The 24,938-nt window shown below is 69.5% G+C and carries 24 protein-coding genes; 14 read left to right on the top strand and 10 right to left on the bottom strand.

Translation table 11 applies throughout. The annotated features are described in order from the left end of the window. Positions 1 to 31: 31 nt before the first annotated feature. From QFW96_RS16750 to benA, 4 genes are all read right to left on the bottom strand, one after another. A complete protein-coding gene (locus tag QFW96_RS16750) occupies positions 32 to 1,375 on the bottom strand; it encodes an MFS transporter (RefSeq protein ID WP_281456589.1) in 1,344 nt (447 codons plus the stop codon). Between the two features lie 120 nt (positions 1,376 to 1,495). Continuing rightward, entirely contained in the window at positions 1,496 to 4,192 is a 2,697-nt protein-coding gene (gene benC / locus QFW96_RS16745; protein ID WP_281456588.1) for a benzoate 1,2-dioxygenase electron transfer component BenC, read from the bottom strand. A gap of 11 nt (positions 4,193 to 4,203) precedes the next feature. Continuing rightward, positions 4,204 to 4,710, bottom strand: coding sequence for a benzoate 1,2-dioxygenase small subunit (benB, locus tag QFW96_RS16740; protein ID WP_281456587.1), 507 nt, complete (start codon positions 4,708 to 4,710; stop codon positions 4,204 to 4,206). Positions 4,711 to 4,736: 26 nt separating this feature from the next. Continuing rightward, complete coding sequence (gene benA / locus QFW96_RS16735; protein ID WP_281456586.1) at positions 4,737 to 6,095, bottom strand: benzoate 1,2-dioxygenase large subunit; 1,359 nt, start codon at positions 6,093 to 6,095, stop codon at positions 4,737 to 4,739. Between the two features lie 232 nt (positions 6,096 to 6,327). Here benA and QFW96_RS16730 point away from each other — a divergent pair, with 232 nt between their 5' ends. The 7 genes from QFW96_RS16730 to QFW96_RS16700 all read left to right on the top strand — a co-directional run bounded on the left by QFW96_RS16730 (position 6,328) and on the right by QFW96_RS16700 (position 12,216). Then, complete coding sequence (locus QFW96_RS16730) at positions 6,328 to 7,233, top strand: LysR substrate-binding domain-containing protein (protein WP_281456585.1); 906 nt, start codon at positions 6,328 to 6,330, stop codon at positions 7,231 to 7,233. Continuing rightward, a complete protein-coding gene (locus QFW96_RS16725) occupies positions 7,233 to 8,336 on the top strand; it encodes a mandelate racemase/muconate lactonizing enzyme family protein (RefSeq protein ID WP_281456584.1) in 1,104 nt (367 codons plus the stop codon). The genes QFW96_RS16730 and QFW96_RS16725 overlap by 1 nt, the downstream gene beginning before the upstream one ends. Before the next feature lie 31 nt (positions 8,337 to 8,367). Continuing rightward, on the top strand, positions 8,368 to 9,213 hold the full coding sequence (catA, locus tag QFW96_RS16720; protein WP_281456583.1) for a catechol 1,2-dioxygenase: 846 nt from the start codon (positions 8,368 to 8,370) through the stop codon (positions 9,211 to 9,213). A gap of 12 nt (positions 9,214 to 9,225) precedes the next feature. Further along, positions 9,226 to 9,507 carry a muconolactone Delta-isomerase gene (gene catC, locus QFW96_RS16715; protein ID WP_281456582.1) on the top strand — a complete coding sequence of 94 codons (282 nt, stop codon included), beginning with the start codon at positions 9,226 to 9,228 and terminating at the stop codon, positions 9,505 to 9,507. 300 nt (positions 9,508 to 9,807) lie between these two features. Beyond that, on the top strand, positions 9,808 to 11,058 hold the full coding sequence (locus tag QFW96_RS16710; protein WP_281456581.1) for a benzoate/H(+) symporter BenE family transporter: 1,251 nt from the start codon (positions 9,808 to 9,810) through the stop codon (positions 11,056 to 11,058). Positions 11,059 to 11,115: 57 nt separating this feature from the next. After that, positions 11,116 to 11,673 (top strand): hypothetical protein, encoded by a 558-nt coding sequence (locus QFW96_RS16705; protein ID WP_281456580.1) that lies wholly within the window; start codon positions 11,116 to 11,118, stop codon positions 11,671 to 11,673. Between the two features lie 69 nt (positions 11,674 to 11,742). Beyond that, positions 11,743 to 12,216 carry a GNAT family N-acetyltransferase gene (locus QFW96_RS16700; protein ID WP_281456579.1) on the top strand — a complete coding sequence of 158 codons (474 nt, stop codon included), beginning with the start codon at positions 11,743 to 11,745 and terminating at the stop codon, positions 12,214 to 12,216. A gap of 81 nt (positions 12,217 to 12,297) precedes the next feature. Here QFW96_RS16700 and QFW96_RS16695 read toward each other — a convergent pair whose 3' ends face one another. Continuing rightward, positions 12,298 to 13,275: a LacI family DNA-binding transcriptional regulator gene (locus tag QFW96_RS16695; protein WP_281456578.1), complete on the bottom strand. Its 978-nt coding sequence runs from the start codon at positions 13,273 to 13,275 to the stop codon at positions 12,298 to 12,300. A gap of 118 nt (positions 13,276 to 13,393) precedes the next feature. On the opposite strand from QFW96_RS16695, the gene QFW96_RS16690 reads away from it, so the two are divergent. The 6 genes from QFW96_RS16690 (at position 13,394) to QFW96_RS16665 (ending at position 18,870) form a co-directional block, all read left to right on the top strand. Further along, on the top strand, positions 13,394 to 14,305 hold the full coding sequence (locus QFW96_RS16690; RefSeq protein ID WP_281456577.1) for a dihydrodipicolinate synthase family protein: 912 nt from the start codon (positions 13,394 to 13,396) through the stop codon (positions 14,303 to 14,305). A 120-nt stretch (positions 14,306 to 14,425) separates the two neighbouring features. After that, positions 14,426 to 15,709, top strand: a complete 1,284-nt coding sequence (locus QFW96_RS16685; protein ID WP_281456576.1) for an Nramp family divalent metal transporter — start codon at positions 14,426 to 14,428, stop codon at positions 15,707 to 15,709. 277 nt (positions 15,710 to 15,986) lie between these two features. Then, positions 15,987 to 16,391: an Hsp20/alpha crystallin family protein gene (locus tag QFW96_RS16680; RefSeq protein WP_281456575.1), complete on the top strand. Its 405-nt coding sequence runs from the start codon at positions 15,987 to 15,989 to the stop codon at positions 16,389 to 16,391. Between the two features lie 108 nt (positions 16,392 to 16,499). Further along, positions 16,500 to 16,742, top strand: coding sequence for a DUF1918 domain-containing protein (locus tag QFW96_RS16675; protein ID WP_281456574.1), 243 nt, complete (start codon positions 16,500 to 16,502; stop codon positions 16,740 to 16,742). Positions 16,743 to 16,849: 107 nt separating this feature from the next. Next, complete coding sequence (locus tag QFW96_RS16670; RefSeq protein WP_281456573.1) at positions 16,850 to 18,118, top strand: MgtC/SapB family protein; 1,269 nt, start codon at positions 16,850 to 16,852, stop codon at positions 18,116 to 18,118. Between the two features lie 479 nt (positions 18,119 to 18,597). Continuing rightward, the gene (locus QFW96_RS16665) at positions 18,598 to 18,870 is read left to right on the top strand and encodes a DUF3040 domain-containing protein (RefSeq protein ID WP_281456572.1); all 273 of its coding nucleotides are present in this window, start codon (positions 18,598 to 18,600) and stop codon (positions 18,868 to 18,870) included. 151 nt (positions 18,871 to 19,021) lie between these two features. Here the strand turns inward: QFW96_RS16665 and QFW96_RS16660 are convergent, their stop codons facing one another. Both QFW96_RS16660 and QFW96_RS16655 read right to left on the bottom strand, forming a co-directional pair. After that, positions 19,022 to 20,425, bottom strand: a complete 1,404-nt coding sequence (locus QFW96_RS16660) for a bifunctional aminoglycoside phosphotransferase/ATP-binding protein (RefSeq protein ID WP_281456571.1) — start codon at positions 20,423 to 20,425, stop codon at positions 19,022 to 19,024. 92 nt (positions 20,426 to 20,517) lie between these two features. Beyond that, a complete protein-coding gene (locus tag QFW96_RS16655; protein ID WP_281456570.1) occupies positions 20,518 to 21,081 on the bottom strand; it encodes a ferritin in 564 nt (187 codons plus the stop codon). A 141-nt stretch (positions 21,082 to 21,222) separates the two neighbouring features. On the opposite strand from QFW96_RS16655, the gene QFW96_RS16650 reads away from it, so the two are divergent. Then, on the top strand, positions 21,223 to 22,122 hold the full coding sequence (locus QFW96_RS16650; protein ID WP_281456569.1) for a universal stress protein: 900 nt from the start codon (positions 21,223 to 21,225) through the stop codon (positions 22,120 to 22,122). 102 nt (positions 22,123 to 22,224) lie between these two features. On the opposite strand, the gene QFW96_RS16645 is transcribed toward QFW96_RS16650, so the two are convergent. From QFW96_RS16645 to QFW96_RS16635, 3 genes are read right to left on the bottom strand one after another with little or no spacing between them, the layout of a single operon-like run. Then, positions 22,225 to 23,217 carry an Acg family FMN-binding oxidoreductase gene (locus QFW96_RS16645; RefSeq protein ID WP_281456568.1) on the bottom strand — a complete coding sequence of 331 codons (993 nt, stop codon included), beginning with the start codon at positions 23,215 to 23,217 and terminating at the stop codon, positions 22,225 to 22,227. Positions 23,218 to 23,228: 11 nt separating this feature from the next. Further along, on the bottom strand, positions 23,229 to 23,723 hold the full coding sequence (locus QFW96_RS16640; protein WP_281456567.1) for a universal stress protein: 495 nt from the start codon (positions 23,721 to 23,723) through the stop codon (positions 23,229 to 23,231). Between the two features lie 52 nt (positions 23,724 to 23,775). Then, a complete protein-coding gene (locus QFW96_RS16635) occupies positions 23,776 to 24,423 on the bottom strand; it encodes a hypothetical protein (protein WP_281456566.1) in 648 nt (215 codons plus the stop codon). Between the last annotated feature and the right edge of the window lie 515 nt (positions 24,424 to 24,938).

The following is a 24,938-nucleotide window of genomic DNA, read 5'->3' as shown; positions in this document are numbered from 1 at the left end:
TCCGACGCGTCGTCGACGGGCGCCGACCAGCTTAAACGGCGTGCGTGCTGCCGGCCGTCGGCACGGCCGTCGGCGTTTCGTCCGCTGCTTCCTCGTGCGAACGCGGCACCAGCAACGTCACCAACGCCGCACTCGCCGCGATGCCGGCGAACAGGTAGAACGCGGTGGTGCCGCCCAGCCCCGCACCGACGAGCACGCCGCCCACCACGGGGCCCACGATGCCGCCGATCCGGCCGAATCCCGCGCACCAGGCGACACCGGCCGCCCGAGCCCTCGTGGGGTAGTAGTTCGACACGAGACCGTAGATGAGCACCTGCGTGCCGATCGTGCCGGTCCCCGCGACCGCGACCGCTGACAGCAGCACGAGCAGCGGGAGCTTCAGCGGCAGCAGCACGAGAGTGGCCGCTGCGAGGACGAAGGTCGTGGCGACCACGCGCTTGGCCCCGACCCGGTCCGCCCACAGCGACGCGAGCACACCGCCCACGATGGCACCGACGTTGAGCACCAGCAGGAACGCCAGCGAGTCGCTCTTGCCGAAGCCGTTGTTGGCCATGATCTGCGGCAACCAGGTGTTGAGCCCGTAGGTCAGCAGCAGTCCCGCGAAGCTCATCAGGCCCAGCAGCGCGGTCGGCCACGCGAGCTCCTTCGACGCCAGCGCCGGGAATCCGGCGCGGGCGGTGCCCGATGCCCGCACCGGTTCGGCGCGCAGCTCGATCCCGGTGCGCTCGGCGAGCTCGGTCGCTCGCTCGACCTCACCGCGCGAAGCGAGCCACTTCGGCGATTCCGGCAGCTTGACCGCCGCGAGCGGCAGCACGAGCACCAGCGGCAGGGCACCGATCCAGAACAGCCCGCGCCACCCGACCAGATCGTCGAGCACGAGCGCGAGCAGCGCCGCCAGGACTCCACCGGCGGGCACACCGCTGTACACGATGGCGTTGAGCCGGTTCCGCCGACCGGGGTCGGCGAACTCCGCCACCAGCGGCCCGACGGTCGCCACCAGCGCGCCGACCCCGATGCCGGTGAAGAACCGTCCGATGCCGAAGGCGGTGACGCTCTGGGTGAGCGCTGTCGCACCCATCCCGATCGAGAACCAGGCGAGGTTGATCAGCATGATCCGGCGCCTGCCGATCAGGTCGCCGAAGGTGCCGGCGGCCAGGGCTCCCACGAGGACGCCGATCAGCGCGTAGCTGCCGAGCGTGCCCGCCTGGCCCGGCGTGATCGCTCCGAGCTGGGACGGGTCCTTGAGCAGGGTGGGCAGGACGGTTCCGTAGACGACGAGGTCGTAGCCGTCGAAGATGAGCACGATGGTCGACAGCGCGACCACCCAGGACACGGTGCGCTGGCGCCGACGCGTCGTTGAGTCGGTTTCGGACATGAGGGGCTCCCGGAAGTGGGTGTGGGGAGGGTGTTTGGCCTGATCAGGCCGGACCGGCGGCGCGCGGCCGCACGACTGGGATGCGGGACGGGGGTGCTTCGACCCCCGTCCCGGCCGGCGTCAACCGAGGTCGCCGCCTGCGACCGGCAGGACGGTGCCGGTGATGTAGGACGCCTCGTCGGAGGCCAGGAAGGTGATCGCGGCGGCCTGTTCGTCCAGCGTGCCGTAGCGCTTCATCAGCGACGTGCTCACGGTCTGGTCGATGTGGGCCTGGAACCAGGCCTTCTCCTGCTCGGTCTCGAGCGCCGAGCCCCCGCGGGAGATCCGGCGCGGCGGTGCTTCGGTTCCGCCGGGAGCCGTGGCGACCACGCGGATGCCGGAGTCGGCGCACTCCAGGGCGAGCGAGGCGGTGACCGCGTTGATCCCGCCCTTCGCGGCCGAGTACGGGATGCGGTGGACGCCCCGGGTGGCGGCGGACGAGACGTTGACGATCACCCCGCTGCCGCGCTCGCTCATCGACGGCAGCGCGGCCCGGCAGGTGAACAGCGTGGTCATCAGCGACCGGCGCAGTTCGGTCTCGATCTGCTGCGGGGTGAACTCCGTGAACGGCTTGAACCAGATCGCCCCGCCGACGTTGTTGATCAGCACGTCGATGCGGCCGTGCCGGGACAGCGCCGCGTCGACCACGGCCTGCGCGCCCTCCCAGGTCTCCAGGTCGGCCACCACGGGCTCGCCCGCGAGCTCCTCGGCCAGACCTTCGACCAGCGATGATCGGTCGGCCAGCACGAGGTCGCCGCCTTCGGCGGCGATCCGGCGGGCGGTCTGCTCGCCGATGCCCTGGGCTGCTCCGGTGACCACGACGACCTTGCCGTCGAAGCGGCCCGGGGTGACGAACCGCGGTCGCTTGGCGGCCTCGGCGTCGGCCATCGCGCGCCGGGTGGTGACCTTCGAGCGCTCGGCGTGCTCGGCGACGAGCCGCCGGGCCGCGGTGCGGTCACCGGACTCGAAGGCCTCGACGATGTCGAGGTGGTCCTGGGTGCAGCGCGGATCGCACCAGGTGGCGTTGCGCAGCGTGGTCTCCATGTGGCCCTTCACGCCGAGCGCGCGGTAGGCCTGCAGGAGGTGCTCGTTGCCGGTGAGGGTGAACAGGTAGTCGTGGAACGCCGCGTTGGCCTCGGTGTAGGCGGCGGCGTCGACGAACCGGTCCCCCTCGACGTAGGGCACGGCGGACTCGGCGAGCAGCCGGTACCCGGCGAGCTGCTGCGAGCTGAGCCGGCCGATGGTGAGTTCGAGCGCGCCCAGCTCCAGTGCCTGCCGCGCCTCGAACACGGCGTCCGACTCGTGCACCGACGGGTGCTCCTCGCCGATCTCGTACCCGCCCGGAGCGGGCGGCACCACCGGTTCGAAGGACCGCGCGGCCAGCACCTCCTGGCCGGCGACGCACCGAGCCTCGACGTTCTCCCGCAAGACCCCGCCACCGTCGAGTTCCCGGACACCGCTCCCAGAGCCGTCCCAAATGCGTTGTCCGGCAATGGAACTCGCCGTAGCGATCTCCTCAGCTACCGAACGCACAACCCCACCACCCGATGCGGTAACGGAACACTCCGGGAAGATGCTCTGACCGGCCAACTTCCGCCCCCCGTCGGGGTTTTCCTCCAGTTCAGACGGGGTTTCCAACTCCGCACCACTCTCCGTGACCGGGTCGGGTTGGGTGGTGGGGGTGGGGGTGGGGAAGTTTTCATGAAAACTTCCCTCCTCCTCGAGACCAGCCGCCGGTTCGACAGCCACCGGTTCCGGGGCCGGTTCCGGGGTCGCGGCGAGGGCGAACTTCTCGTAGTAGAAACCGGTCGGCTCGACTCCGCCGTCGGCGAAGTGCCCGCGCACCGCCTCCACCATCGGCGGTGGACCGCACAGGTACACCGCCACGTCCCCGCCGTGCAGGTGCTCGTCGCGGAGGAACCTGGTGACGTAGCCCTTGTTCGGTGCCGAGCTGGCGGGATCGGCGACGCAGTAGTCCCAGGTCAGGTTCGCGATGCCGGAGGCCAGCTCGGCCACGGTGTCGAGCTCGACGAGGTCGTCGTCGGTGGTCACGCCGTAGATCAGGTGCGCGGGACGCTTGGTCCCGCTCGCCCGCATGGTGCGCAGGATCGACAGGATCGGGGCGAGGCCGGTGCCGCCGGCCAGCAGCAGCACCGGCCGGTCGGTCTCGCGCAGGAAGAAGCTGCCGTGCGGTCCGGTGAACGTCAGCTCGTCGCCGGGCTTCGCGCGGTCGGTGAGGTAGTCCGACATCACCCCGCCCGGGGTGAGCTTGACCAGGAAGCTCAGGTGCTCGTCGTCGGGCGCGCTGCTGAAGGAGTACGACCGCGTCTCGTCGGTGCCGGGCACGGCGATGTTGACGTACTGGCCGGGCAGGAACGCCAGCTTGTCCCGCTCCGGGGTCTTCAGCGTCACCGACACCGTCGTCGGCGAGAGCCGTTCCAGCGCGGTCAACGTCGCCGGGAACGTCGCCGCCTGCGTCTTGGCCACCGCCGAGGTGCTGGCGATCCGCAGCACCAGGTCGGACTTGGGCGTCATGCTGCACGGCAGCACGTAGCCGCGGTCGGCCTCGTCCGCGGTGAGCGCGTCGTCGATGTAGGTGCCGCCGTCGTAGTCGCCGGACTCGCAGAACGCCTTGCACGTCCCGCACGCGCCGTCGCGGCAGTCCAGCGGGATGTTGATCCGCTGCCGGTAGGACGCGTCGGCCACGGTCTGATCCGGCGAGCACTCGATGAAGCGCGTGACACCGTCCTCGAAGGAGAGCGCTACTTGGTGATTCATAGCGGCCCCGCTCAGATGTGGTACACGTCGACGACGTGGTGGATGTAGTCGTTCTTGAGCACCACGGTCTTCCGGCGGATCAGCGGCGACGGCCCGGAGAAGTCGATGGTGTAGAACGACGTCCCGTAGTAGGGGTCCACGGTCTTGTACCGGAAGTACATGGTGTGCCAGTTGAACCGCACGTCCACGATGTCGCCGCGCCGCTCGATGAGCTCCACGTTGCTGATGTTGTGGCTGGTGCGCGGCTCGGGGATGGAGGTGGCGCTGGAGCGCTCGGTGCGGATCCGGAACACCCGGTCCTCCAGCCCGCCCTTGTTCGGGTAGTAGATGAGCGAGATGTCGGTCTGCGGGTCCTCGGTGAGCAGGTCGTCGTCGCCCCACGAGGGCATCCAGTAGACGACGTCGTCGGCGTAGCACTCCAGCCACTTCTCGAACTCGCGGTCGTCGAGGTAGCGGGCCTCGCGGTAGAGGAACTGCTCGATGTCCTGCTGGGTGATCTGCTGGGTGGCGGTGGTCATCGGGACTCTCCTGGTGGTCGAGGCGGTCACTGGCCGGCGCGTTCGGCGGCGATGGCGGCGCGCATGGTCTCCTGCCAGTAGCCGTGCTGCACCGGGTACAGGCCCTCGTCCTCGTTCTTCTGACCGGCCGAGATGACGCCGTGCATGTCCAGCGCCTCGGCGACCTCGTCGGGCCCGGTGAGCCAGTGCTCGGCGCCGCGGCTCATGTCGTTCCAGGGCGCGGCGGTGGCGCGGAAGGTCAGCTGGCAGGAGCGGAACTCCTCCAGGTCGTCGGGGGTGGCCATGCCGGAGGCGTTGAAGAAGTCCTCGTACTGGCGGATCCGCCACGCCCGCGCCTCGGCGCTCTCGCCCTTGGGGGCGATGCAGTAGATGGTGACCTCGGTCTTGTCCGGCGCGATCGGCCGGAAGTGCCGGATCTGCGTGGAGAACTGGTCCATCAGGTAGACGTTCGGGTACAGGCACAGGTTCCGGGAGCCGCGCACCATGAACTCGCCCTTGGCCTCGCCGAACTTCTCCTTCAGCTCGTCCAACTGCGGCCACAGCGGGCGGTCCTGCGGGTTGCCCGCCCACGTCCACAGGCACAGGTGCCCGTTGGGGTAGGACCAGTAGCCGCCGCCGGACTTGCCCCAGCTGCCCGCGTCGAGGGTCTTGGTGCTGTTCTTGGACTCGCCGGTGTTGCGGCGCGCGGTGGTGGCCGCGTAGTTCCAGTGCGTGGCGGTGACGTGGTAGCCGTCGGCACCGTTCTCGGCCTGCACCTTCCAGTTCCCGTCGAAGGTGTAGGTGGAAGCGCCGCGCAGCACCTCCAGCCCCTCCGGCGACTGGTCGACGAGCATGTCGATGACCTTGGTGGTGTCGCCCAGGTGCTCGGCCAGCGGCGCCACGTCGGGGTTGAGGCTGCCGAACAGGAACCCGCGGTAGGAGTCGAAGCGGGCGACCTTGGTCATGTCGTGCGAGCCGTCGCGGTCGAAGGTCTCCGGGTAGCCGGCGCCGTCGGGGTCCTTGACCTTGAGCAGCTTGCCGTCGTTGCGGAACGTCCAGCCGTGGAACGGGCAGGTCAGCGTGGTGCGGTTGTCGGCCTTGCGGCGGCAGATCATCGCGCCGCGGTGGGCGCAGGCGTTGATCAGGCAGTGCAGCTCGCCGTCCTTGGCGCGGGTGATCACGACCGGCTGGCGACCGATGTAGGTGGTGAAGTAGTCCCCGGGATTCGGCAGCTGGCTCTCGTGGGCGAGGTAGATCCAGTTGCCCTCGAAGATGTGCTTCATCTCGAGTTCGAAGATCTCCTCGTCGGTGAAGATCTGCCGGTTGGCCCGGTAGACCCCGGCCTCGCGGTCCTCGACGACGGCGTCCGCGACGACGGCGGCGGCGTGGTTCAGCATCTCGGTCATGGATCCTCCAGCCGGATCGACTCTGATCGCGGCGACTCGGGGCCGCCGTGGCGTTGACCCAGGACGATGACAGCCCGTGGTTCCGGTCACACCGGACAAAGACCTAGACCTGACCTAGGGTGCTATTCATCGATGCCGCTTATCAATCACGCGAAACCAGGTCTTTGTCTTCGATCAGCGCGGTGCCTACCGTGAGAGAAATCGGCGACGAGGACGTGGGAGGAGGACCGTCGTGGAACTTCGACACCTGCGCTACTTCGCCACCGTCGCCGAGACGTGCCACTTCGGCCGGGCCGCCGAGCAGCTGCACATCGCCCAGCCCGCCCTGTCGCACACCGTCCGGCAGCTGGAGGACGAGCTCGGGGTGGCGCTGCTGGAGCGCACGACCAGGCAGGTGCGGGTGACCCCGGCGGGCGAGTTCTTCCTGGGCGAGGCCCAGCGGGTGCTGGCCGCCGTGGACGCCGGGGTGCGCGGGGTGCAGCGCATCGGCGAGGGCCGGTCGGGACTGGTGCGCGTCGGGTTCACCGGCACCGCCGCCTTCTCCCACCTGCCGCACCTGGCGCGGGCGCTGGCCCAGCGGGTACCGCAGGTCGAGCTGGAGGTGCGGGCCGAGCTGCTCACCGCCGACCAGTGCGCGCAGCTGCGCGACGGCTCGCTGGGCGTCGGCGTGCTGCGGCCACCGGTGACCGCCGACGACATCGACTACCGGGTCATCGAGGTCGAACCGCTGATCCTGGCGGTTCCGGCCGATCACCGGCTGGCGGTGGAGCCCGTGGTCTCCACCGCCGACCTGCGCACCGAACCGCTGGTGACCTACGACGGCCGCCACTCCGTGGTGCACGACGCGGTGCTGCGCAGCTGCCGCGACGCCGGGTTCACCCCCGTCCAGCAGCACCAGGCCCCGGGCACCGCCGCGCTGCTGGCGCTGGTCGCCGGTGGGTTGGGCGTCGGGGTGGTTCCCGCGTCGGCGCGGGCGCTGCCGCTGGCCGGGGTCGTGTTCCGCGACCTGTCCGGGGCGGCGTCGGTGGAGCTGGCCGTGGCCTGGCACCGCGACACGAGCTCTCCCCTGGTCAACACCGTCCTCACCGAGCTGGAGGACGTCTTCCCGTCCGCACGACCCGCCGCGGAGGCCGGCTGATGAAGATCACCCAGGTGGACGCGATCCCGTTCGCCATCCCCTACCGCAAGCCGCTGCGCTTCGCCTCCGGCGAGGTCCACGCGGCCGAGCACGTGCTGGTGCGGGTGCACACCGACGACGGGGTCGTCGGCGTCGCCGAAGCACCGCCGCGGCCGTTCACCTACGGCGAGACCCAGGCCGGGATCGTCGCCGTCATCGACTCGCTCTTCGCACCGCAGGTCACGGGTCTGAGCCTGCTGGAGCGCGAGGTCGCCCACGCCCGGATGGCGCGCACGGTCGGCAACCCGACCGCGAAGTCCGCTGTGGACATGGCGATGTGGGACGCCCTGGGGCGCAGCCTCGACGTGTCGGTGACCGAGCTGCTCGGCGGCTACACCGACCGGATGCGCGTCTCGCACATGCTCGGCTTCGACGAGCCGGCCGCGATGGTCGCCGAGGCCGAGAAGATGCGCGACACCTGCGGGATCACCACCTTCAAGGTCAAGGTCGGGCGCCGCCCGGTCTCGCTGGACACCGCCGTGGTCCGCGCGCTGCGCGAGGGGCTCGGCGACGCCGTGGAGCTCTACGTCGACGGCAACCGCGGCTGGACGGCCGCCGAGTCGGCGCGGGCCATGAAGGAGATGGCCGACCTCGACCTGCTCTTCGCCGAGGAGCTGTGCCCGGCCGACGACGTGCTGGGGCGGCGCTGGCTGGTGCAGCAGCTCGACGTGCCGTTCATCGCCGACGAATCCGCCGTCACCCCGGCCGACGTCACCCGCGAGATCCTCGGCGGCTCGGCCACGGCGGTGAGCATCAAGACCGCCCGCACCGGCTTCACCCGGTCCCAGCGCACCCACCACCTCGCCGAAGGACTCGGCCTGGAGGTCGTGATGGGCAACCAGATCGACGGCCAGATCGGGACGCTGGGCACCGTGGCCTTCGGCGCCGCGCACGCGCTGACCTCCCACCGGGCAGGCGAGCTGTCGAACTTCCTGGACATGAGCGACGACCTGCTGACCGAACCGCTGACGATCAGCGACGGCGAGCTCGCCGTCCGCCCCGGCGCCGGGCTCGGCGCCGAGATCGATCCCGACAAGCTCCGGCACTACCGCCAGGACCGCTGACACCACCCACCACGAATCAAGGAGGATTCCCATGACCACGGCACACGACGAGGCCACCGCCGCCGCCTCCGGCGCGAGCGCCACCGAGCGGTTCAAGAGCGACAAGTTCCTCGGCGTCGAGGGCACGCCGCCCGAGCGGGTCAGCACCCTGGCCCGCGAGGTGATCGAGGCCGTGCACAGCACGATCCGCAAGCACAAGGTCACCTACGACGAGTACAACGCGCTCAAGGCGTGGCTGATCAGCGTCGGCGAGGACGGCGAGTGGCCGCTGTTCCTCGACGTCTGGGTCGAGCACGTCGTCGAAGAGGTCGCCACCGAACACCGCAAGGGCAACAAGGGCACCATCGAGGGCCCCTACTACGTGCCCGACGCCCCCGAGCAGGGCTCCAGCGGCTCGGTCCCGATGCGCGACGACGAGCCGGGCACGCCGCTGACCTGGACCGGGAAGGTCACCTCCACCAACGGGTCCGCGCTGGCGGGCGCGAAGGTGGAGCTGTGGCACGCCGACGCCGACGGCTTCTACTCGCAGTTCGCGCCGAACCTGCCGGAGTGGAACCTGCGCGCGTCGTTCACCACCGACGCCGAGGGCAACTTCGAGATCCGCACGGTTCGCCCGGCTCCGTACCAGATCCCCACCGACGGGGCGTGCGGCAAGCTCATCGCCGCGGCCGGGTGGCACGCGTGGCGACCGGCGCACCTGCACGTCAAGGTCTCGGCCCCGGGCCACGAGCTGCTGACCGCGCAGCTGTACTTCCCCGGCGACGAGCACAACGACGACGACATCGCCTCGGCGGTCAAGCCGGAGCTGATGCTGGCCCCGAAGCCGGTGGCCGGTGGCGAGGCCATCGAGTACGGCTTCGTCCTCGACCCCGCCTGATCAGGAGGTCTCGTGCTCTACCACATCCGGATGGACGTGAACCTGCCTGCGGACATGGATCCGGAGGTGCGCGCCGACCTGCTGGCGCGAGAGCGGGCCTACAGCCAGAAGGCGCAGCGCGAGGGCCGGTGGCCGCACCTGTGGCGGGTCGCCGGTGAGTTCGCGAACGTCTCGGTCGTCGACGTCGCCGACCACGACGAGCTGCACGCGCTGCTGTCCGGGCTTCCGCTGTTCGCCTACATGGACATCGAGGTCACGCCGCTGGCGGTGCATCCCAACAAGATCGACCAGTAGGACTCCGCGAACGCCGGGTGTCCACACCGGACACCCGGCGTTCTCCTGTCTTCAGCGGTGGGAGGAAAGTTTTCATGAAAACCTCCCTCCCACTACGTAGACAAAGTTTTCATGAAAACTTCCCTCCCCCACCACCGAACGGGACCCTGGGAGATCCCGGCAGGGGTTCACGAATTGGTGGTTTCACCAGGACTTTTGGATTCTGAGGGGGTTGGTGGTGGGGAAGTTTTCATGAAAACCTTCTGTTCGTGGCGTGGGGGAAGTTTTCATGAAAACTTCCCCCACCACCGAGGGGAGATCGTGACCAGTACTCTCACCACCGAAACCGAAAGTCCGTCTCACCGCGACCGCTTCGAACGCCCGTCACCTGCGCGTCCGCGCCAGGTGCTGCGGGATCTGAGCGGATCCTCGGTCGCCGGTGGCGTGGTCGGGCTCGTGTTCTCCGCGACCGGACCGATCGCCGTGATCCTGAGCGCCGGGACCCAGGGCGGGTTGAGCTCCGGCCAGCTGGCGTCGTGGGTGTTCGGGGTGTTCTTCCTCAACGGCATCCTCACCGCGATCGCCTCGTGGGTGTACCGGCAGCCGCTGGCGTTCTTCTGGACGATCCCCGGCACGGTCGTGGTCGGGGCGTCGCTCGACCACCTGAGCTGGCCGGAGGTGCTGGGCGCGTTCGTGGTGACCGCGCTGCTGATCCTCGCGATCGGCCTCACCGGCTGGGTGCGGACGATCATGGCGGCGCTGCCGATGCCGATCGTGATGGCGATGGTGGCGGGGGTGTTCCTGCGCTTCGGCCTCGACCTCGTCACCGCCACCGGCTCGGACGCCCTGGTCGCCGTACCCATGATCGCGGTGTTCGTGCTGCTCAGCGCCTTCCCCGGAGCAGGTCGTGCGGTGCCGCCGATCCTCGGCGCGCTGGTCGCCGGAGCGATCGCGGTCGCCGCCTCGGGCCGGTTCGCGGTGGCCGGGTCCGGATGGCTGGCCGAGCCGATGCTGCAGGTGCCGGAGTTCTCGTGGCGAGCGATCACCGAGCTGGTCGTGCCGCTGGCGATCACGGTGCTGGTGGTCCAGAACGGCCAGGGCACAGCGGTTCTCAAGCAGGCCGGTCACCGGCCGCCGACGAACGTGGCGGCCGTGCTGTGCGGGCTGTGGTCGTTGCCGGCGGCCGCGGTGGGCGCGGTGTCGACGTGCCTGACGGGGCCGACCAACGCCCTGCTGGTCGCCTCCACCGAGCGCTCGCGCCAGTACACGGCGGGCATCGTCTGCGGCGCGGGCGCGGTCGTCGTGGGCCTGTTGGCCCCCGCGTTCGTCCGGTTCATGCTGGCCACTCCCCCGGCGTTCATCGCCGTCCTCGGCGGCCTCGCCATGCTCAGAGCGCTGCAGGGCGCGTTCGTCACCGCCTTCCAGACGACCTTCACCCTCGGGGCCCTCGTGGCCTTCCTCGTCACCGTCTCCGGCGTTCACCCGCTCAACATCAACTCGGCCTTCTGGGGTCTGCTGGCAGGAGTCCTCACCTCCCTCGCTCTGGAAAGCCGCGGCCATCGCACCGGCTGAGATCACGTTCTGGCTGAAAGCCCGGATTTGCGGCGGGGATCGACTACGCTGCCCGTCATGTCCGAACAAGCGTGGTCCCCCGCCCCCGGGACTCCGGTCATCGAATACCGCTCCGGCCGGACGTTGTGCATCCTCGGGTTGGCCATGTTCGTGTTCTTCGGCCTCGCCGCCCTCTTCCCGGACGTCGGGAACCCGTCCCACACGGCGCGCGGCGACATTCCCGACAGCTTCGCCATGTTCCTCTTCGGCGCGCTCGCGCTGGGCGGCCTGCTGCTGATGCTCAACACGTTCCCCCGCACCCACCGCTTCGCGGTCGACGAGCGCGGACTCCGGTGGCAGGCCGGCCGCAAGTCCGACCTGATCGCGTGGGAGGAGGTGCGCGCCGTCCGCGGCCAGGAAGCGCGCCCGCCGGTCGAGGACGACCCGAACTCCAAAGCCCTGCCGCCGGCCCTGGTGTTCACGCCGGTCGACCGCCGCTTCGTCACCCGCCACCAAGCGCTGCTGAACCAGCTGCCCACGGCCGATCCGGAAGTCCGGTTGCGACTGCCGAACAGCACCACCGTCCGGCAACTCGCCCAGGAGATCGCCCGGGTCCGACCCGACCTGATCGGCTGAAGGACGGTCGCAGCTGCGGGCAGCCGAAAAGCGTTTGACGTTCGGTGCTGACCGCGCGATCGTCAGGACGTGTTCGCCGTCCGGCCGGGAGAACCCGGCGATGCCGTGGATTGTGCTGCGATCGTGCGGGAACTGCCCGATTACTTCACCGATGACGTCCCCGAGAAGGTCGTGACCGATCTGTCGGCCCATCCGGCGTGGGTCGCCACGAAAAGCGGTGTCCTTGTCGGGTTCGTGATCGTGGACCACCGGTCGGCGCGTGCTGCCGAGATTCTGTGGATGGCTGTCGCGCCGCAGCTGCGCGGCAGGGGCGTGGGCACGCTGCTGCTGGATCGCGTGGTGCGCGATCTGACCGAGAGCGGCCGTGCGGTGGTCGAAGTGAAGACGCTCGACGCTGGTGCCGGGTACGAGCCGTACCTGGCCACGCGTGCCTTCTGGGAACGCCGCGGTTTCGTTCAGATCGACATGATCGACCCCTTGCCGGGCTGGCAACCGGGAAACCCCGCAGCGATTTACGTCGCCGCTCTCACCGCTACGCGATAGGCATCCGCATCGCACGGCGGCCTGGGCGCGGTGCCGAGCACGCCGGTCCAGACCCCGAACGAAGCCCGGAGTACCGCACCATCAACGCGGCGGTGCCGTGGAGGCTCGCGGGATGAGAGTCGGGGCGCTCACCGCGGTTTCACCCCTCGCCGTCCCGTCGTCGAGGACGAGGCGCAACGCGTCGGCGGCGATCTGCCGGAACGGCACCCGCACGGTGGTCAGCGGCACCGGCAGCCTGCTGACCACCGGGATGTCGTTGTAGCCGACGATCGACACGTCCCTCGGCACCTCCAGGCCCAGCGCGTGCGCGGCGGCGAGCACACCGATCGCCGTGTTGTCGTTGACCGCGAACACCGCGCTCGGCCGGTCCGGGCGATCCAGCAGCGCACGCCCCGCGATCTCACCGGCCTCGATCGAGAACGCATCACCGGCGACCAACGCCGGGTCGAACCCGATCCCGCCGCTATCCAGCGCTTCCCGGTAGCCCTCCGCGCGCCCACGTGCGCTCGACGCGTACTCGGGTCCGCCGACCAGGCCGATCCTGCGGTGCCCCAGGTCGATGAGGTGCCGGGTGGCCAGTTGCGCTCCGAGGCGGTCGTCCCCGATGGCGGCCGGGCCGGCTCCGTCGGTGCGCAGGGCGAGCGCGTAGGGGGTCCCGCCGACGTCGACGGGCTCGCCGACGCGCGCCGTGGTGAGGATGAGCCCGTCGACCCGGCGCCTCCGCAGCGACTCCACGGCCTTGTCCTGCGCCTCCGGCAGGTCCTCGGTGGTGGCCACGACCGTGAACAGGTCGCGTCCGGCCGCGACCTCGGTGATCGCCTCGTAGAGCATCGCCATGACCGTGTCGGTGAGCCTGGGGACGATCACCCCCACCGTGCTGGTCCCGGAGCGGCGCAGCCCGGAAGCGAGCGGGTCGCGGACGTAGCCGAGTTCGGCCGCGACCTCGCGCACGCGCTCCGCGGTCGCGTTGGTGGAGCGCGGAAGGCGTTCGTCGAGCACGCGGGAGACCGTGGACTTGCTGACCCCGGCCGCTCGGGCCACATCGAGAATCGTCACCACACCCCGGAGCCTACCGGAAGTTGGGAACGTTCCCGGGATCGGTCTTGACACCCGGCGAGTCGTGGCGCATCGTTCTGGGAACGTTCCCGCGACCGTTCCCAGAAATGGAGTCCCAGGCATGTCTCTCGATCTCCGCGGCCTCAACCCCGCCCCGGTCACCCCGTTCACGCCGGACGGCGAGGTCGACCACCAGGCGATGGCCAAGCTCGGCCAGTGGCTGGCCGGCCACGACGGCGTCAAGAGCCTCGTGGTGCTCGGCCACGCCGGCGAGGGGACCTTCCTGACCCAGGACGAGCAGGTCGCCACCGTCTCCCAGCTGGTCGAAGCCGTCGACGTCCCGGTCATCGCCGGGATCACCGGCGAAGGCACGCACGTGGCCGTCGAGGAGGCCAAGCGCGCGGTCGCCGCAGGCGCCCAGGCGGCGCTGGTGTACCCCTCGCACGGCTGGCTGCGGTTCGGCTACCAGCAGGGCGCCCCGCAGGAGCGCTACCGAGCGATCTACGAGGAGGCGGGCCTGCCCTGCATCCTCTTCCAGTACCCGGACGTCACCAAGGCGAACTACGACCTCGACACCCAGCTCGAGATCGCCGCCCAGCCGGGTGTGTTCGCCACCAAGAACGGCGTGCGCAACATGCGCCGCTGGGACACCGAGATCCCCGTCCTGCGGCGGGAGAACCCCGATCTGCAGATCCTGTCGTGCCACGACGAGTACCTGCTGCACACCATGTTCGACGTGGACGGCCTGCTGGTCGGGTACGGCAACATCGCCCCCGCACCGCTGCTCGAACTGATCGCCGCAGGCAAGGCCCGGGACTACGCGGCGGCCCGCGCGGTGCACGACCGCCTGCTGCCGGTCACCAAGGCCGTCTACCACCGCGGCTCGCACATGGAGGGCACGGTGGCCCTCAAGCTGGCGCTCAAGGCGCTCGGCGTGCTGGAGAACGCGACCGTGCGCTCTCCCCTGCTCGACCTCTCCGCCGAGGCCGAGCAGGAGATCGTCCAGGCGCTGCGCAGCGCGCGGCTCGTCTGAGCCGACCCGCGGGCCGGGTGCGCGATCGCATCCGGCCCTTGCCGGCCACCCGGCCGGTCCGGTGACAATGCCGTCCCCGAACGACCCCGCGACAATGCCGCGTGGGGGTGAGGAAGCACGATGTCCGATGCAGCACCCGCCCGGATGAACAACGGGCCCAGCGACACCTCCGGTTCCGCCCCGGTCGGCCGTGGACGCCGAATCCTGCGGATGCTGGCCCTGATGGGGCCGGCCTTCATCGTCGGCGCCTGGCAGTTCGGGCCCGGCAACCTCACCTCGGCGGTGCAGGCCGGGAGCCGATTCGGGTACTCCCTGATCTGGGTCATCGCCGTCTCGACCGCGCTGATGCTCATCTACGCCGACATGAGCATCCGCATCGCGCTCGTCTCGAAGGGCTCTGTCGTCCAGACGATCAAGGAGCACCTGGGCCGCCGGGTCGGTGGCCTGGCCGGGTTCGGCGTCTTCGCCATCACCCTGATGTTCTCCGTCGGCAACGCCGTCGGCTCGGGGCTGGGCCTGTCGCTGGTGTTCGGCGGCTCGCCCATGTGGTGGACGCTGGCCTGCACGGCCGTGGTGGTCGGGATCCTCTTCGCGCGACGCCTCTACACGCTCATCGAGAAGCTCGTACTGGTCATCGTCGCGATCATGGCCGCGTCGTTCGTCGCCACCGCGATCGTGACCCGGCCCGACTGGGGAGCCGCCGCCGTCGGGTCCGTGGTCCCGGTCGTTCCCTCCGGAGTCGGGCTGCTGATCGTCGCCCTGGTGGGCACCAACTTCTCGGTCAACGCCGCCTTCTACGCCGGTTACGCCTCGCGCGAGCGCGGGCTCCGCCGCGAGCAGTACCGCGAGACGACCATCGCCGACACCATCCCCGGCATCGTCGCGCCCGGGATCATGACAGCGCTGGTCATCATGGCCGCCGCCGCGGTCCTGCCCGGGGTCGGCGGCGAGGAGGGCGCCACGCTCAAGCAGTTCTCGGCCGTGCTCACCCCGATCGCCGGAGAAGCCGGGCGGACCATCTTCTCGCTGGGCTTCACCGGAGCCGCGATCTCGGCGATGATCGCCAACGCCACCGCGGGCGGCACCCTGCTCTCCGACGGCCTCGGTTTCGGCAACAGGCTCGCCTCGTGGCGGGTCCGCGCCGGGATCCTGGGCGTGCTCGGCTTCGGCGCCCTCGTCACCGTCCTGGCGCGCGGGCAATCACCGGTCCAGCTGATCATCGCGGCGCAGGCGTTGACGGTCGTCGTCGCTCCCGTCCTGGCCGTGCTGCTCGTCGTCCTGGCCAACCGGCCCGGCCTGATGGGCGACCTGCGCAACAAGTGGTGGCAGAACGCGCTGGCCGCCATCGGGCTGGTCGCCATCGCCGCGGTCTGCTACCAGCTGGCGGTCACCAGCTTCACCTGACCGCGACTGGCAGGTCCGCCGCCAACACCGCATACCGGGGCTGCCCGGCTTCAGAAGAAGCCGGGCAGTCCCGCTGAACAACGTCCCCTTCAGGAACAGGCCGGGCGTCACCACAGAGGGTGACCGGCGAACGCGACCCCCTTTGCGCGTTCGGTCAAAGAGGGAGCCTCGAACCCACGACCCCTCGTCTGGTGTCACCGAGGACTTCTCGACCCTGCCGGAGCTCGGTGTTTGTCCCATGCTGGACGGGGAAGCCGTCATCGCTAGGAGGGACACCATGAGCAGCTTGCTGCCTCGGCCGAACAGGGGACTGCCGGATCTGTTGCGCATGTTGGAGAGCGAATGGCCGTTCGGCGAGCGGCACTCGATGCGGATCGAAGCGTTCACCGAAGAAGGCAGCTTCGTGGTTCGCTGCGAGCTTCCCGGCGTCGACCCCGACGACATCCACATCAACGTCGAGGGCGACCAGCTCAGGATCGACGCCGAGCGCAGGCAGGAAGATCGAGCTGAAGCGCACAGCGAGTTCTACTACGGCTCCTACAGCCGCACGATGCTGCTGCCCTCGGGCTGCGACGTCGACAACATCAAGGCCGACTACGACAACGGCATCTTGACCATCCACATGCCTCAGAAGGAGGCGCCAGAAGCCAAGGAAATCCCCGTCGCGCGCAAGGGCAAGTAGGTTCCGCCGTTCGCAGGTCGCTAGCTGATCGGAGTCCTTGGCCCCTGCTGCTCCCCCAGCTCCGCGCCGAAACTCGGAGGTAGCGGACCACCGGCACGGAGTTCGATCATGCACGCGGAAGTCGGCGAGTGGCTTATCGTCGAGGGTGCCCACCTGGGCGACCACCGATACAAGGGACAGATCATCGAGGTGCGCGGCTCGGACGGAGAGCCGCCCTACCTCGTGCGGTGGCTCGAGGACGACCACCTGAGCCTGGTGTACCCGGGACCGGACGCCCACTGCGAGCACAGCCTCCCGCACCACCTGAAGCTCGGTGTTGCGCCCCAGCACGACGCAGACCCGGAAGGGTGAGTCGTGAGGTGACCGCTCGTGACACGAGTGATCGCCAAAACTCGCACCACGCACACGCGCGATCCATGCGGTTCGCTTCGAGCGAGGTTCTAGGCTGAGGATTCCGGGTGGAGACCACGACGGCCCTCGTTCACTTCGCCACCGCGCTGGCGATCGGGCTGCTGCTGGGCTTGGAGCGGGAGCACAGCACGGCCGGACAGCCCGTACGCCCAGCCGGCTCACGGACGTTCTCCTTGCTGAGCCTGGTGGGGGCGATCGCTGCTGCACTGTCCCCGGCGATGCTGATCGTCACGGTCGGCACAGCCGGTGTTCTCGTGGTCGCCTGGTACGTGCTGGGCGCGCGGGCCTCTCCGGAGGCCGACCTGGGCGCCACCACCGAGGTCGCTGCGGTCGCAGCCGTGCTGCTGGGAGCGCTGGCCTGGTCACAACCGACGTGGGCGGTGCCCATCGCCGTAGCCGTGGTGGCCCTGCTGGCTGCTAAACGACCGCTTCACCGATTCGCCACCCACCTGGTCACCGACGACGACATCGCCGATGCCATCAGGTTGTTCGTCGTTGCGTTCGTGATCTTCCCACTACTGCCGGATCGACCGCTGGGCCCCTACGGAGTGCTCAACCCGTCCCGGATCTGGTTGCTGGTCATCGCGATCACCATCATCGGCTGGGCCGGCTACGTGGCCGTGCGCGCGCTCGGCGAACGACAAGGACTGGTGCTCGTCGGATTCCTGGGTGGTTTCGTCTCTGCCTCAGCAACCACGGTCGTGCTGGCACGACGGTCCGGCGCGGGCGTGCGAGACGTGGTCCTGCCTGCAGTTCTCACGGCAAGTGTCGCGACCTTGGTTCAGCTCATCGCGCTGACCGCAGTCGCCAATCCGACCATCGCACTCCGGCTACTACCGGCTTCGGTTGCCGGTGCGGCCGTTCTGCTGGGCGAGGCCGGATGGCTCGCCTGGCGCACTCGGAGCACTGTGGGTGGTTCCGAAGCGGAGGGAACGAACGCCACCGATACGCCTTCGGCGTTCCAGCGCCCGCTGTCCCTGCGCGTCACGCTCTCGCTGACGTTGTTGCTGATGCTGCTGCTTACCGCCACCCGAGCCGCGGCAGCGCTGCTCGGCACACGGGGTGTCCTCGCGGCCGCATTCGTGGGAGGACTCGCCGACGCGCACTCCGCAGCGGTGGCCACGGCCTCGCTGGGCGGCACGGTCGTTCCGATCAGCGTGGCGTTGCTCGGCGTCGGCATGGCTCTGCTGAGCAACACCCTGATCAAGATCGTGCTGGCCGGCGTCGCAGGTGGTCTAGCCTTCGCGACGCGACTCGCCGTGCTGCTCATCCTGCCCGCGACCGCCGTCGCCGGCGGGATCGTGCTCGTGATGTGATGCGGCGCCAGCAAGAGCGGCTTGTCGAACAGCCGGGGGAAGTTGGCTCTCGCACCTCTGCGATCGCCACGCTGCTGGTAGCGAGTTCCGCCTTCGCTCGGTGTGGCCCGGGCGCAATCTGCGCGCACTGGCGGGGGTCGACGTGGCCGCCGCTGTGCCGCACCCACGAAAGCGCGCCGTGACCGAAGGCGCTCACGTGCGTCGTTCGCCGTGCCCACGGCAACCGAAAACACCGGTACCACAGCACGATCGCCTCCAGAGTCCTCCTGAGCGCCCGTCGTCCCGGCGCCCGGGGGCCCACGTCGCCCTAGACTTGAAGCGTCCCCCGGTGACCAACCCGCGCATCAAGCTTTCCGCCGCTCGATCCGAGCGCCCACCCCGGCCAGCGGAAGACCCGTACTGCACAGCGGAACGTTCCATTCACCAACCGGAAAAACTGATCGAATGCCCCTACGTTCCGCCCGAACAGGGGAGAAGTCATGTCCCGCGGACGCGAACGCCGCCGCCTCAAGAAGATCGAACGCCAGCTCAGTTCCGATGATCCCGAATTCGCCCACAGGATGACGACACCTCGACCGATCACGAAGGTCATGAGATGGATGACCTTGTGGCGAGCGCTGGGGGTGCTGGCGGCGCTGTTCGCCGTCCTGAGCTTGGTCCTCGGCCAGGGGACGGAGTTCTTCGTCGCATCCCTCACCTCCGCCGCGCTTCTGACCTACGCTTGGTGGCACGAGCACAATCGCCGAACGTGAGACCCGCTACCGGCCCACTTCGGCCGTCGGCGCCCTCCGCTCCCCGCATGCGTCGGGAGCAGGCCGCAATCGGATCCGGACAGCGTCTGCCGATGCCTGCAACGCACCCCACTAGTTGCACCACACCGGTGACCGGGGACGAACGGACAGCTCACCGGCGTGCTTGCAGCACCTTCCAGGCTGCAGCCCCAGCCGATTCCGGTGTCCCGGCAGTGTCCACCGTGTCACCTTCGGGCCATGCGGCGAACCGGCCCGCCATCTCCTCGGCGATCTCGGCGGTGGCGTCCGAAGGATCATCCGCGCGGGCGGCGAGGCGAGCCACCGCGACCTCCTTCGGCGCCTCGCACCGGAGCTCGGTGATCGCAGCCCGCGTCTCCCGCGCGAGAACTCGGGCCGCATCCCGCTCGTCGGCGTTGCTCCAGCTCGCGTCCAGCACGACGCTCTCGCCGTGCTCCAGCAACCGGCGACACCGCGCGAACATCTCTCCGTAGGTGTCGTGGACCTGCGCGCCTTCGTACAAGCCCCGCCCGTAGCCCGCTCCCGGGTCGAGGCCGGCTGCGTGCGGCAGTTCCCTGCGAATCTGATCCGTCCGAAGCAACACCCCGCCCATCCGGTCAGCGAGGGCGCCCGCCACCGTGGACTTGCCCACACCTGGCAGTCCGCCCACCAGGACCAGCCGGACCTGGGCCGAGCGCAGGTGTTCCAGCGCCATCGCCGCGAGGATCCGCGCGTCGTCTGCCGCTGCTGCCACGCCCTGCTCGTGGCGCAGGCACGCGACCTTGGACCGCACGAACGCACGGTATGCGATGTAGTGATCGGCGAGCGATCGGGCCACTTGAGCGCCTGACAAAACCGCATACCAGTCGAGGAATTCCCGCCCTAGCACCGGCGCGCCGAGGCGTTCGAGGTCCATCGCCAGGAAAGCCGCATCGTCGAGGCCGTCCACGTAGCGCAGCTCGTCGTCGAACTCCAAGCAGTCCAGCACTCGCGGCCCGTCGGACAGGCAGAAGATGTCCTCCGCCTGAAGGTCGCCATGGCCGTCCACCACGTACCCGCGGCGCACCCGATCCTCCAGCAGCCGTCCACGGCCGTCGACGTAGTCCAACGCCAGCCGGGCGATGTCGTCGAACGTGTCGCGGTCGAGAACGATGCCCGCGAACGGCTCAGCCCCGGCGAAGTTGTCGACCCATCGCCTGCGCAACGCGGCGGACCGGCCTGCCGATTCGACATCAGGGCCCCGCTTCGCGGTGCTGTGGAACGACGCCAGCTTCCGGGCGAGCTGCTCGAGGTCCGCGCGCACGTCCACGCCTCGTTCCACCAACGTCGCCAACCGGCTCTCCGGGGGCATTCGCCGCATGACCACGATCCAGTCGCAGCTCCGGCCCTCGCCGTCGAGCACCTCGGAGAGGTCGAGATACACGTCCGGCGTCAGCCGCCGGTTGAGCTCCACCTCACGGACGCAGGCCACCCTGCGGGCCTCAGCGGAGGTGAAGTTCAAGAAACCGAAGTCCACCGGCTTCTTGACCTTGTACGCCCTGTCACCGATGAACACCACGACGGCCGTGTGGCTTTCCGCCACGGCCGCGCCCTCGGGCTGTCGGCTGCGCCTGCCGCCCCCGGCGCCACCGCCGGGTGCTGCGGGAACCGTCATCGCAGCTTTCCGCCTGCGGCCCGCGGGGCTGTCGATTCATACCTCTCGTTCTCCACCGGATCCCGCTTGAGGTAGTCCTCCAGGTCGAACATGTTGCCCTGGGAGCGATCGGTGACGTTGAGCATCGTCGTCATCTGCGCGACTTCGTCGACTTGCTCCGACAAGAACCAGCGCATGAACTGCTCACCGAGGTAGTCCTCCTCCTCGCGCAGCACCCGGGACAGCGTCGTGACCTCATCGGTGACCACGCGTTCCTGCTCGACGGCGAGCGCGATCAGCTCGCGAGGATCCGAGAAGTCATTGCGGACGGTCTGCAGACCGGGCACTTCCACGGCGACATTGTTGTCGATCATGTACTGCACGATCCGCATCGCGTGATCCCGCTTGCGCAACGACTGCCGGTAGAAGTACGAGGCCAGACGCGGTAGATCCCGCTGGTCGAACCACACCGCGAACGCCAGGTTCTGCTGCGATGCGTTGAGCCCGTTCCCCACCTGCGCTTCCATCAAGTTCTGGGCTCGGGAAGTGCGCGGCGAGATCGTCTTCACGACTGCATCCATGGCCAAACGCTACGACCGGGTGCCCATGAACGCGACCTCGCACGAAGCCAGGTGAGGCCATCACCCCATGCGGTCGGCGGGCTGCGGAGCAGCACCGATTGAGCGACGCTTGCGGGAGTCCGAGCACGGAGGTTGAGCGCGATGTCGACGGTCCACAACGACGGGGTCGTCGTCGGATTCGACGCTTCTGCGGAATCCCGGACGGCGGTGCGGTGGGCGGCGCTCGAAGCCACGACCCGCGGGCGGCCCCTGGAGGTCGTTCACGCCATACCCATCCCGCTGGAGGAGCTGACGCGGATACACCTGCCCAGCGAGACCGTTTCGTTCGAACCGCTGCGCAGTTCCGCGCAACGAGCGCTGGCGGACATCGCCGCCGAATGCCGCCGTGAACACCCCGGACTGGACGTGCGGACGCGGGCGCGCATGGGCGACCCGGCGAGCATCCTGCGCGATGCCGCCGCCCGCGCGTGCGTTCTCGTGCTCGGCCCGCCCAGGACTGGCCGGGTGCATCAGCTCCTGCTCGGCTCGACCGCAGGCGAGCTGGTGCGCTCAGCGCCCGCTCCGGTCGTCATCGTGCGCGGCCGGCGCTGGTCCGGCTCCACCGAACCGGCCGCGGGGATCGAGCGTGTCATCGTGGGCGTCGATGGCTCCGCGTGCAGCGCGCGGGCGGCGGACTTCGCCTACGACGTCGCGTTCCGCCACGGCGCGGAGCTCACCGCGCTGCTGGCCATCGCCGAGCACGCACCGGACCCGCTGCCACCGAACCGCGGATGGACCCTCGACTCCGATGTCGTCGACGCTCACCGCCGCCTCTTGGCCGAGTCCGTAGCCGGATGCGCCGAGCAGTACCCGGACGTCGTCGCGCACCACGATGTGATCCCCACCGAAGGCCCGACCGATGCGCTGCTCACCGCTGCCGTCGATGCCGATCTCCTCGTCGTCGGCACCCGCGGGCGCGGCGTCATCCGCTCGGCCTTGCTCGGTTCGGTCAGCCACGCCGTCGTGCACTACGCAGCCTGCCCCGTAGCGGTCGTCCGCTGAACCGCGAGCTCGCCACGCCCGCCATCCACCCCGTGAGCAACCCGAGAGGAGCAACGAGCGCAGCGGGCGAGGGGTCGATCGGAACGATGCGCCGGCACACCTTCACCCTTCGGGGAACAACCCTTGGACGACGTCCGACACGGCTCGACGTGGTGTCAACGGTCCGGGGAACTCGTGCGTCACCGGCCACCCGATCCGCAGCGCCAGCTGAGGAAGTCCTTCTCCCCCGAGAACCTGCTCCCGGACCTGGTCGCGGGACACGGCCGACTCACCGATCTGACTGAGCGGACACGTCGCCAGCCCCTGTTCCGTCGCGCAGAGCAGGACAGCGCTCAGCGCCTCGCCCGCCGCCAGCCAACTCGCCTGGTCGTCGCCCGGCGTCGCCAGCACCGCCAAGACCGCCCCGTCCGCCAGGACCGGCACCTCCATCTCCCCCTCGGCAACGAGCGCGAAGTTGCGCTCCGGCACACCGCGCAGGTGCTCCGCCGGGAGGCTGCGAGCCGGTACCCCTTCAGCGGCAGCGTGACGCCCTGCCCACGCGGCGAGTTCTTGCCGGTACGCGGGCCGCTGGCGCAGCTCCGAATTCGCCCGCTCGATGGCCACTTCCAGCTCTCCACGCAACCGCTCGTCCGATGCGAGGACGAGTCGGCAACCCTCGGCCCCCGCGACCTCGCGCAACGGGGCGAGCACCTCCTCCGGCACCGGGTCAGTCACGAAAGGCCGCCGATCGGTGCGCCGGTCAGCAGCCGCGGCGGCCAAGGTCAGCACGTGCTCGTCGACGTCGTCGAGCCTGCTGAACTCGATCGAGGCCAGGTGGTCCGGCTGATCCGGGTTCGGCAGCCGGTGCACCCGGGCCTGCCATCCCTCGGCAGCCAAGGCGATGCGCAGGTGGTTCAACGCAGCACCACAACTCATCACCATCTCGCGGCCGGTCGGATCAGCAACGGGCAACGCGCGAGAACGATCCAGGTAGAGGTGCGCCGAATGCTCGGCCACCCTCCACAGCCAGGGCTGGCTGTTGTGCACCGACGGCGCCCGGCACGCCAGCGCCAACGCCGCGCGCACCGTCGCCTGCGACGGACCCCATCTAGCCATCGCATTCACCCTCAGAATCCTCGCGCGTCGCCGACAACATCACCCCGGCACCCGCGCTGTTCTTCAGCCGGTGACCGAACGACGACGACCGGGCACGACGCGTGGGTGACGCAGTGCTGACTCACCGACCCCAGCAGGGCGCCCACGAATCCGCCGTGCCCGCGACTGCCGACCACCAGGAGCTCCGCATTCTCGGCCCGGTCCAGCAGGGCGCGCGCGGCATGACCGCGGACGACCTCTCGGCGGACGCGCACCGATGTCACCGGCATCCCCGTGACCTCGTCGACGATCTCCCGGAGCCCTTTCTCCGCACGGGTTTTCGACTCGTCATCGGATATCGGCGGCGGCACGGGTGCTACCTCGGTGAAGCTCGGCGGCGCCCACGCCAGTACCGCGGTGACCTCCCCGCGGAACTGCTCGGCGTAGCGCACCGCCCACCGCAATGCCGCTCGCGAGCCCGGTGAGCCGTCGACTCCGACGACGATTCGCGGCCCGTTCTCACTCATGGCCCCGCCCTCCTCGAATCACCGAGCACGTCCGCCGTCGTGTTCGCACGAACTACGCCCCCTGCTTGGCGACAGCGCGGACGGTGGCCCGCATGAGGGCCCGCACGAACGGCTTGACCACCAACCAGTACAGCTTGAAGATCCGGTGCGTGATCGGGTCGTTGAGAACGGTGCGGATGTCGTAGGTCACCAGGCTGCTGTTCCGCCCGTACGGTCGCACCGACAACGAAGAAACGATCTTGCCGCGCCCCGGCTTGCCATACTGGACGAACTGCTCGGGCTCGACCTGCTCCCAACGCACGATCGGAGTCCAGAACCGGCCTGCCGCCCCGAAGATGACCTCTCTCCCGGGCTGCTCGCCGAGCAGCACCCAGTCACCACTCGCGACGAGATCGTCGAAGGTCAGCCTCGTCGGCCGCCTCGGTGGGACCCGCCTCCTCAGGCGCTCGGGCAAGCCTCGCACCCACATCGCCATGTCCGCCGTGCGTGACTGGATCGTGAGCAGATCCAGGTTCCGGACTGCGGAATACACCGCCTCCGGTGGCCTGTTGACCACGAGGTGTTCGACGGCGCTGAAATCGCACTCGGCGGCGAAATCATCGATCGTCACGGACCTGCCTGTAACCTCCCACGACGCCGAGGCCGTGTTCTTCCGCTCCGATTCCGATATCGCGTCGGTCTCCCCGGTCTTCTTGTTCATCGAACCTCCTCCTCGCGCACGAGTTCTGCTGGCCGATGACGTCACCGCGCACCAGTCCTCGGGTACCACGACCAGCAGTGGGCTATACGCCCTCTCGCACGAGTTCCGGCGACGGGAGCATGGCGCATCGAGGAACCGGAGCCACGCCCGGACGCACGAAGCACCGGTGTCCGGCCTCGGACAGATCGCGAAATCGCAACGGCTGCAGGGCAGGACGTTCGGCGGCTTCCTGCTCGACGACTCCCGATCGAGCATTCTCAGATCCGACCACGCGACAAGTGTCGGTAGAGCTCATCGGCGCCCCACACGAGCACCGGGAACGGCAGCCGATGCCCAGGAGGGTCACGGTTGTCGCCTCCAGGTAGGCGTGGTGGAGCACCGCGTTCTCCGATACGTCCGCCCCGGCCGCCACCCGGCCGCCAGCAGCACCGCGAAGAGGGTCACCCGGACAGGTCTTCCGGCCTCGCGTGGCGGTACTCGCCGCGGGTATGCCTAGATGAGTCGTGTTGCCGGTG

Source organism: Saccharopolyspora ipomoeae (genome assembly GCF_029952525.1).
Lineage (GTDB): Bacteria > Actinomycetota > Actinomycetes > Mycobacteriales > Pseudonocardiaceae > Saccharopolyspora > Saccharopolyspora ipomoeae.
The sequence above is the reverse complement of the archived record's forward strand: the minus strand, read 5'-3'. Positions and strand labels throughout refer to the sequence as shown.

Excerpts from the sequence above, each read along its gene's own strand:
- QFW96_RS16640 (WP_281456567.1), bottom strand. The coding sequence starts at position 23,723 with ATGAGTGAGAACGGGCCGCGAATCGTCGTCGGAGTCGACGGCTCACCG.
- QFW96_RS16675 (WP_281456574.1), top strand. The coding sequence starts at position 16,500 with ATGCACGCGGAAGTCGGCGAGTGGCTTATCGTCGAGGGTGCCCACCTG.
- benA (WP_281456586.1), bottom strand. The coding sequence starts at position 6,095 with ATGACCGAGATGCTGAACCACGCCGCCGCCGTCGTCGCGGACGCCGTC.
- QFW96_RS16690 (WP_281456577.1), top strand. The coding sequence starts at position 13,394 with ATGTCTCTCGATCTCCGCGGCCTCAACCCCGCCCCGGTCACCCCGTTC.
- QFW96_RS16685 (WP_281456576.1), top strand. The coding sequence starts at position 14,426 with ATGTCCGATGCAGCACCCGCCCGGATGAACAACGGGCCCAGCGACACC.
- QFW96_RS16705 (WP_281456580.1), top strand. The coding sequence starts at position 11,116 with ATGTCCGAACAAGCGTGGTCCCCCGCCCCCGGGACTCCGGTCATCGAA.
- benC (WP_281456588.1), bottom strand. The coding sequence starts at position 4,192 with ATGAATCACCAAGTAGCGCTCTCCTTCGAGGACGGTGTCACGCGCTTC.
- QFW96_RS16680 (WP_281456575.1), top strand. The coding sequence starts at position 15,987 with ATGAGCAGCTTGCTGCCTCGGCCGAACAGGGGACTGCCGGATCTGTTG.
- QFW96_RS16725 (WP_281456584.1), top strand. The coding sequence starts at position 7,233 with ATGAAGATCACCCAGGTGGACGCGATCCCGTTCGCCATCCCCTACCGC.
- QFW96_RS16635 (WP_281456566.1), bottom strand. The coding sequence starts at position 24,423 with ATGAACAAGAAGACCGGGGAGACCGACGCGATATCGGAATCGGAGCGG.
- QFW96_RS16665 (WP_281456572.1), top strand. The coding sequence starts at position 18,598 with ATGTCCCGCGGACGCGAACGCCGCCGCCTCAAGAAGATCGAACGCCAG.
- QFW96_RS16645 (WP_281456568.1), bottom strand. The coding sequence starts at position 23,217 with ATGGCTAGATGGGGTCCGTCGCAGGCGACGGTGCGCGCGGCGTTGGCG.
- catA (WP_281456583.1), top strand. The coding sequence starts at position 8,368 with ATGACCACGGCACACGACGAGGCCACCGCCGCCGCCTCCGGCGCGAGC.
- benB (WP_281456587.1), bottom strand. The coding sequence starts at position 4,710 with ATGACCACCGCCACCCAGCAGATCACCCAGCAGGACATCGAGCAGTTC.
- QFW96_RS16655 (WP_281456570.1), bottom strand. The coding sequence starts at position 21,081 with ATGGATGCAGTCGTGAAGACGATCTCGCCGCGCACTTCCCGAGCCCAG.
- QFW96_RS16750 (WP_281456589.1), bottom strand. The coding sequence starts at position 1,375 with ATGTCCGAAACCGACTCAACGACGCGTCGGCGCCAGCGCACCGTGTCC.
- QFW96_RS16650 (WP_281456569.1), top strand. The coding sequence starts at position 21,223 with ATGTCGACGGTCCACAACGACGGGGTCGTCGTCGGATTCGACGCTTCT.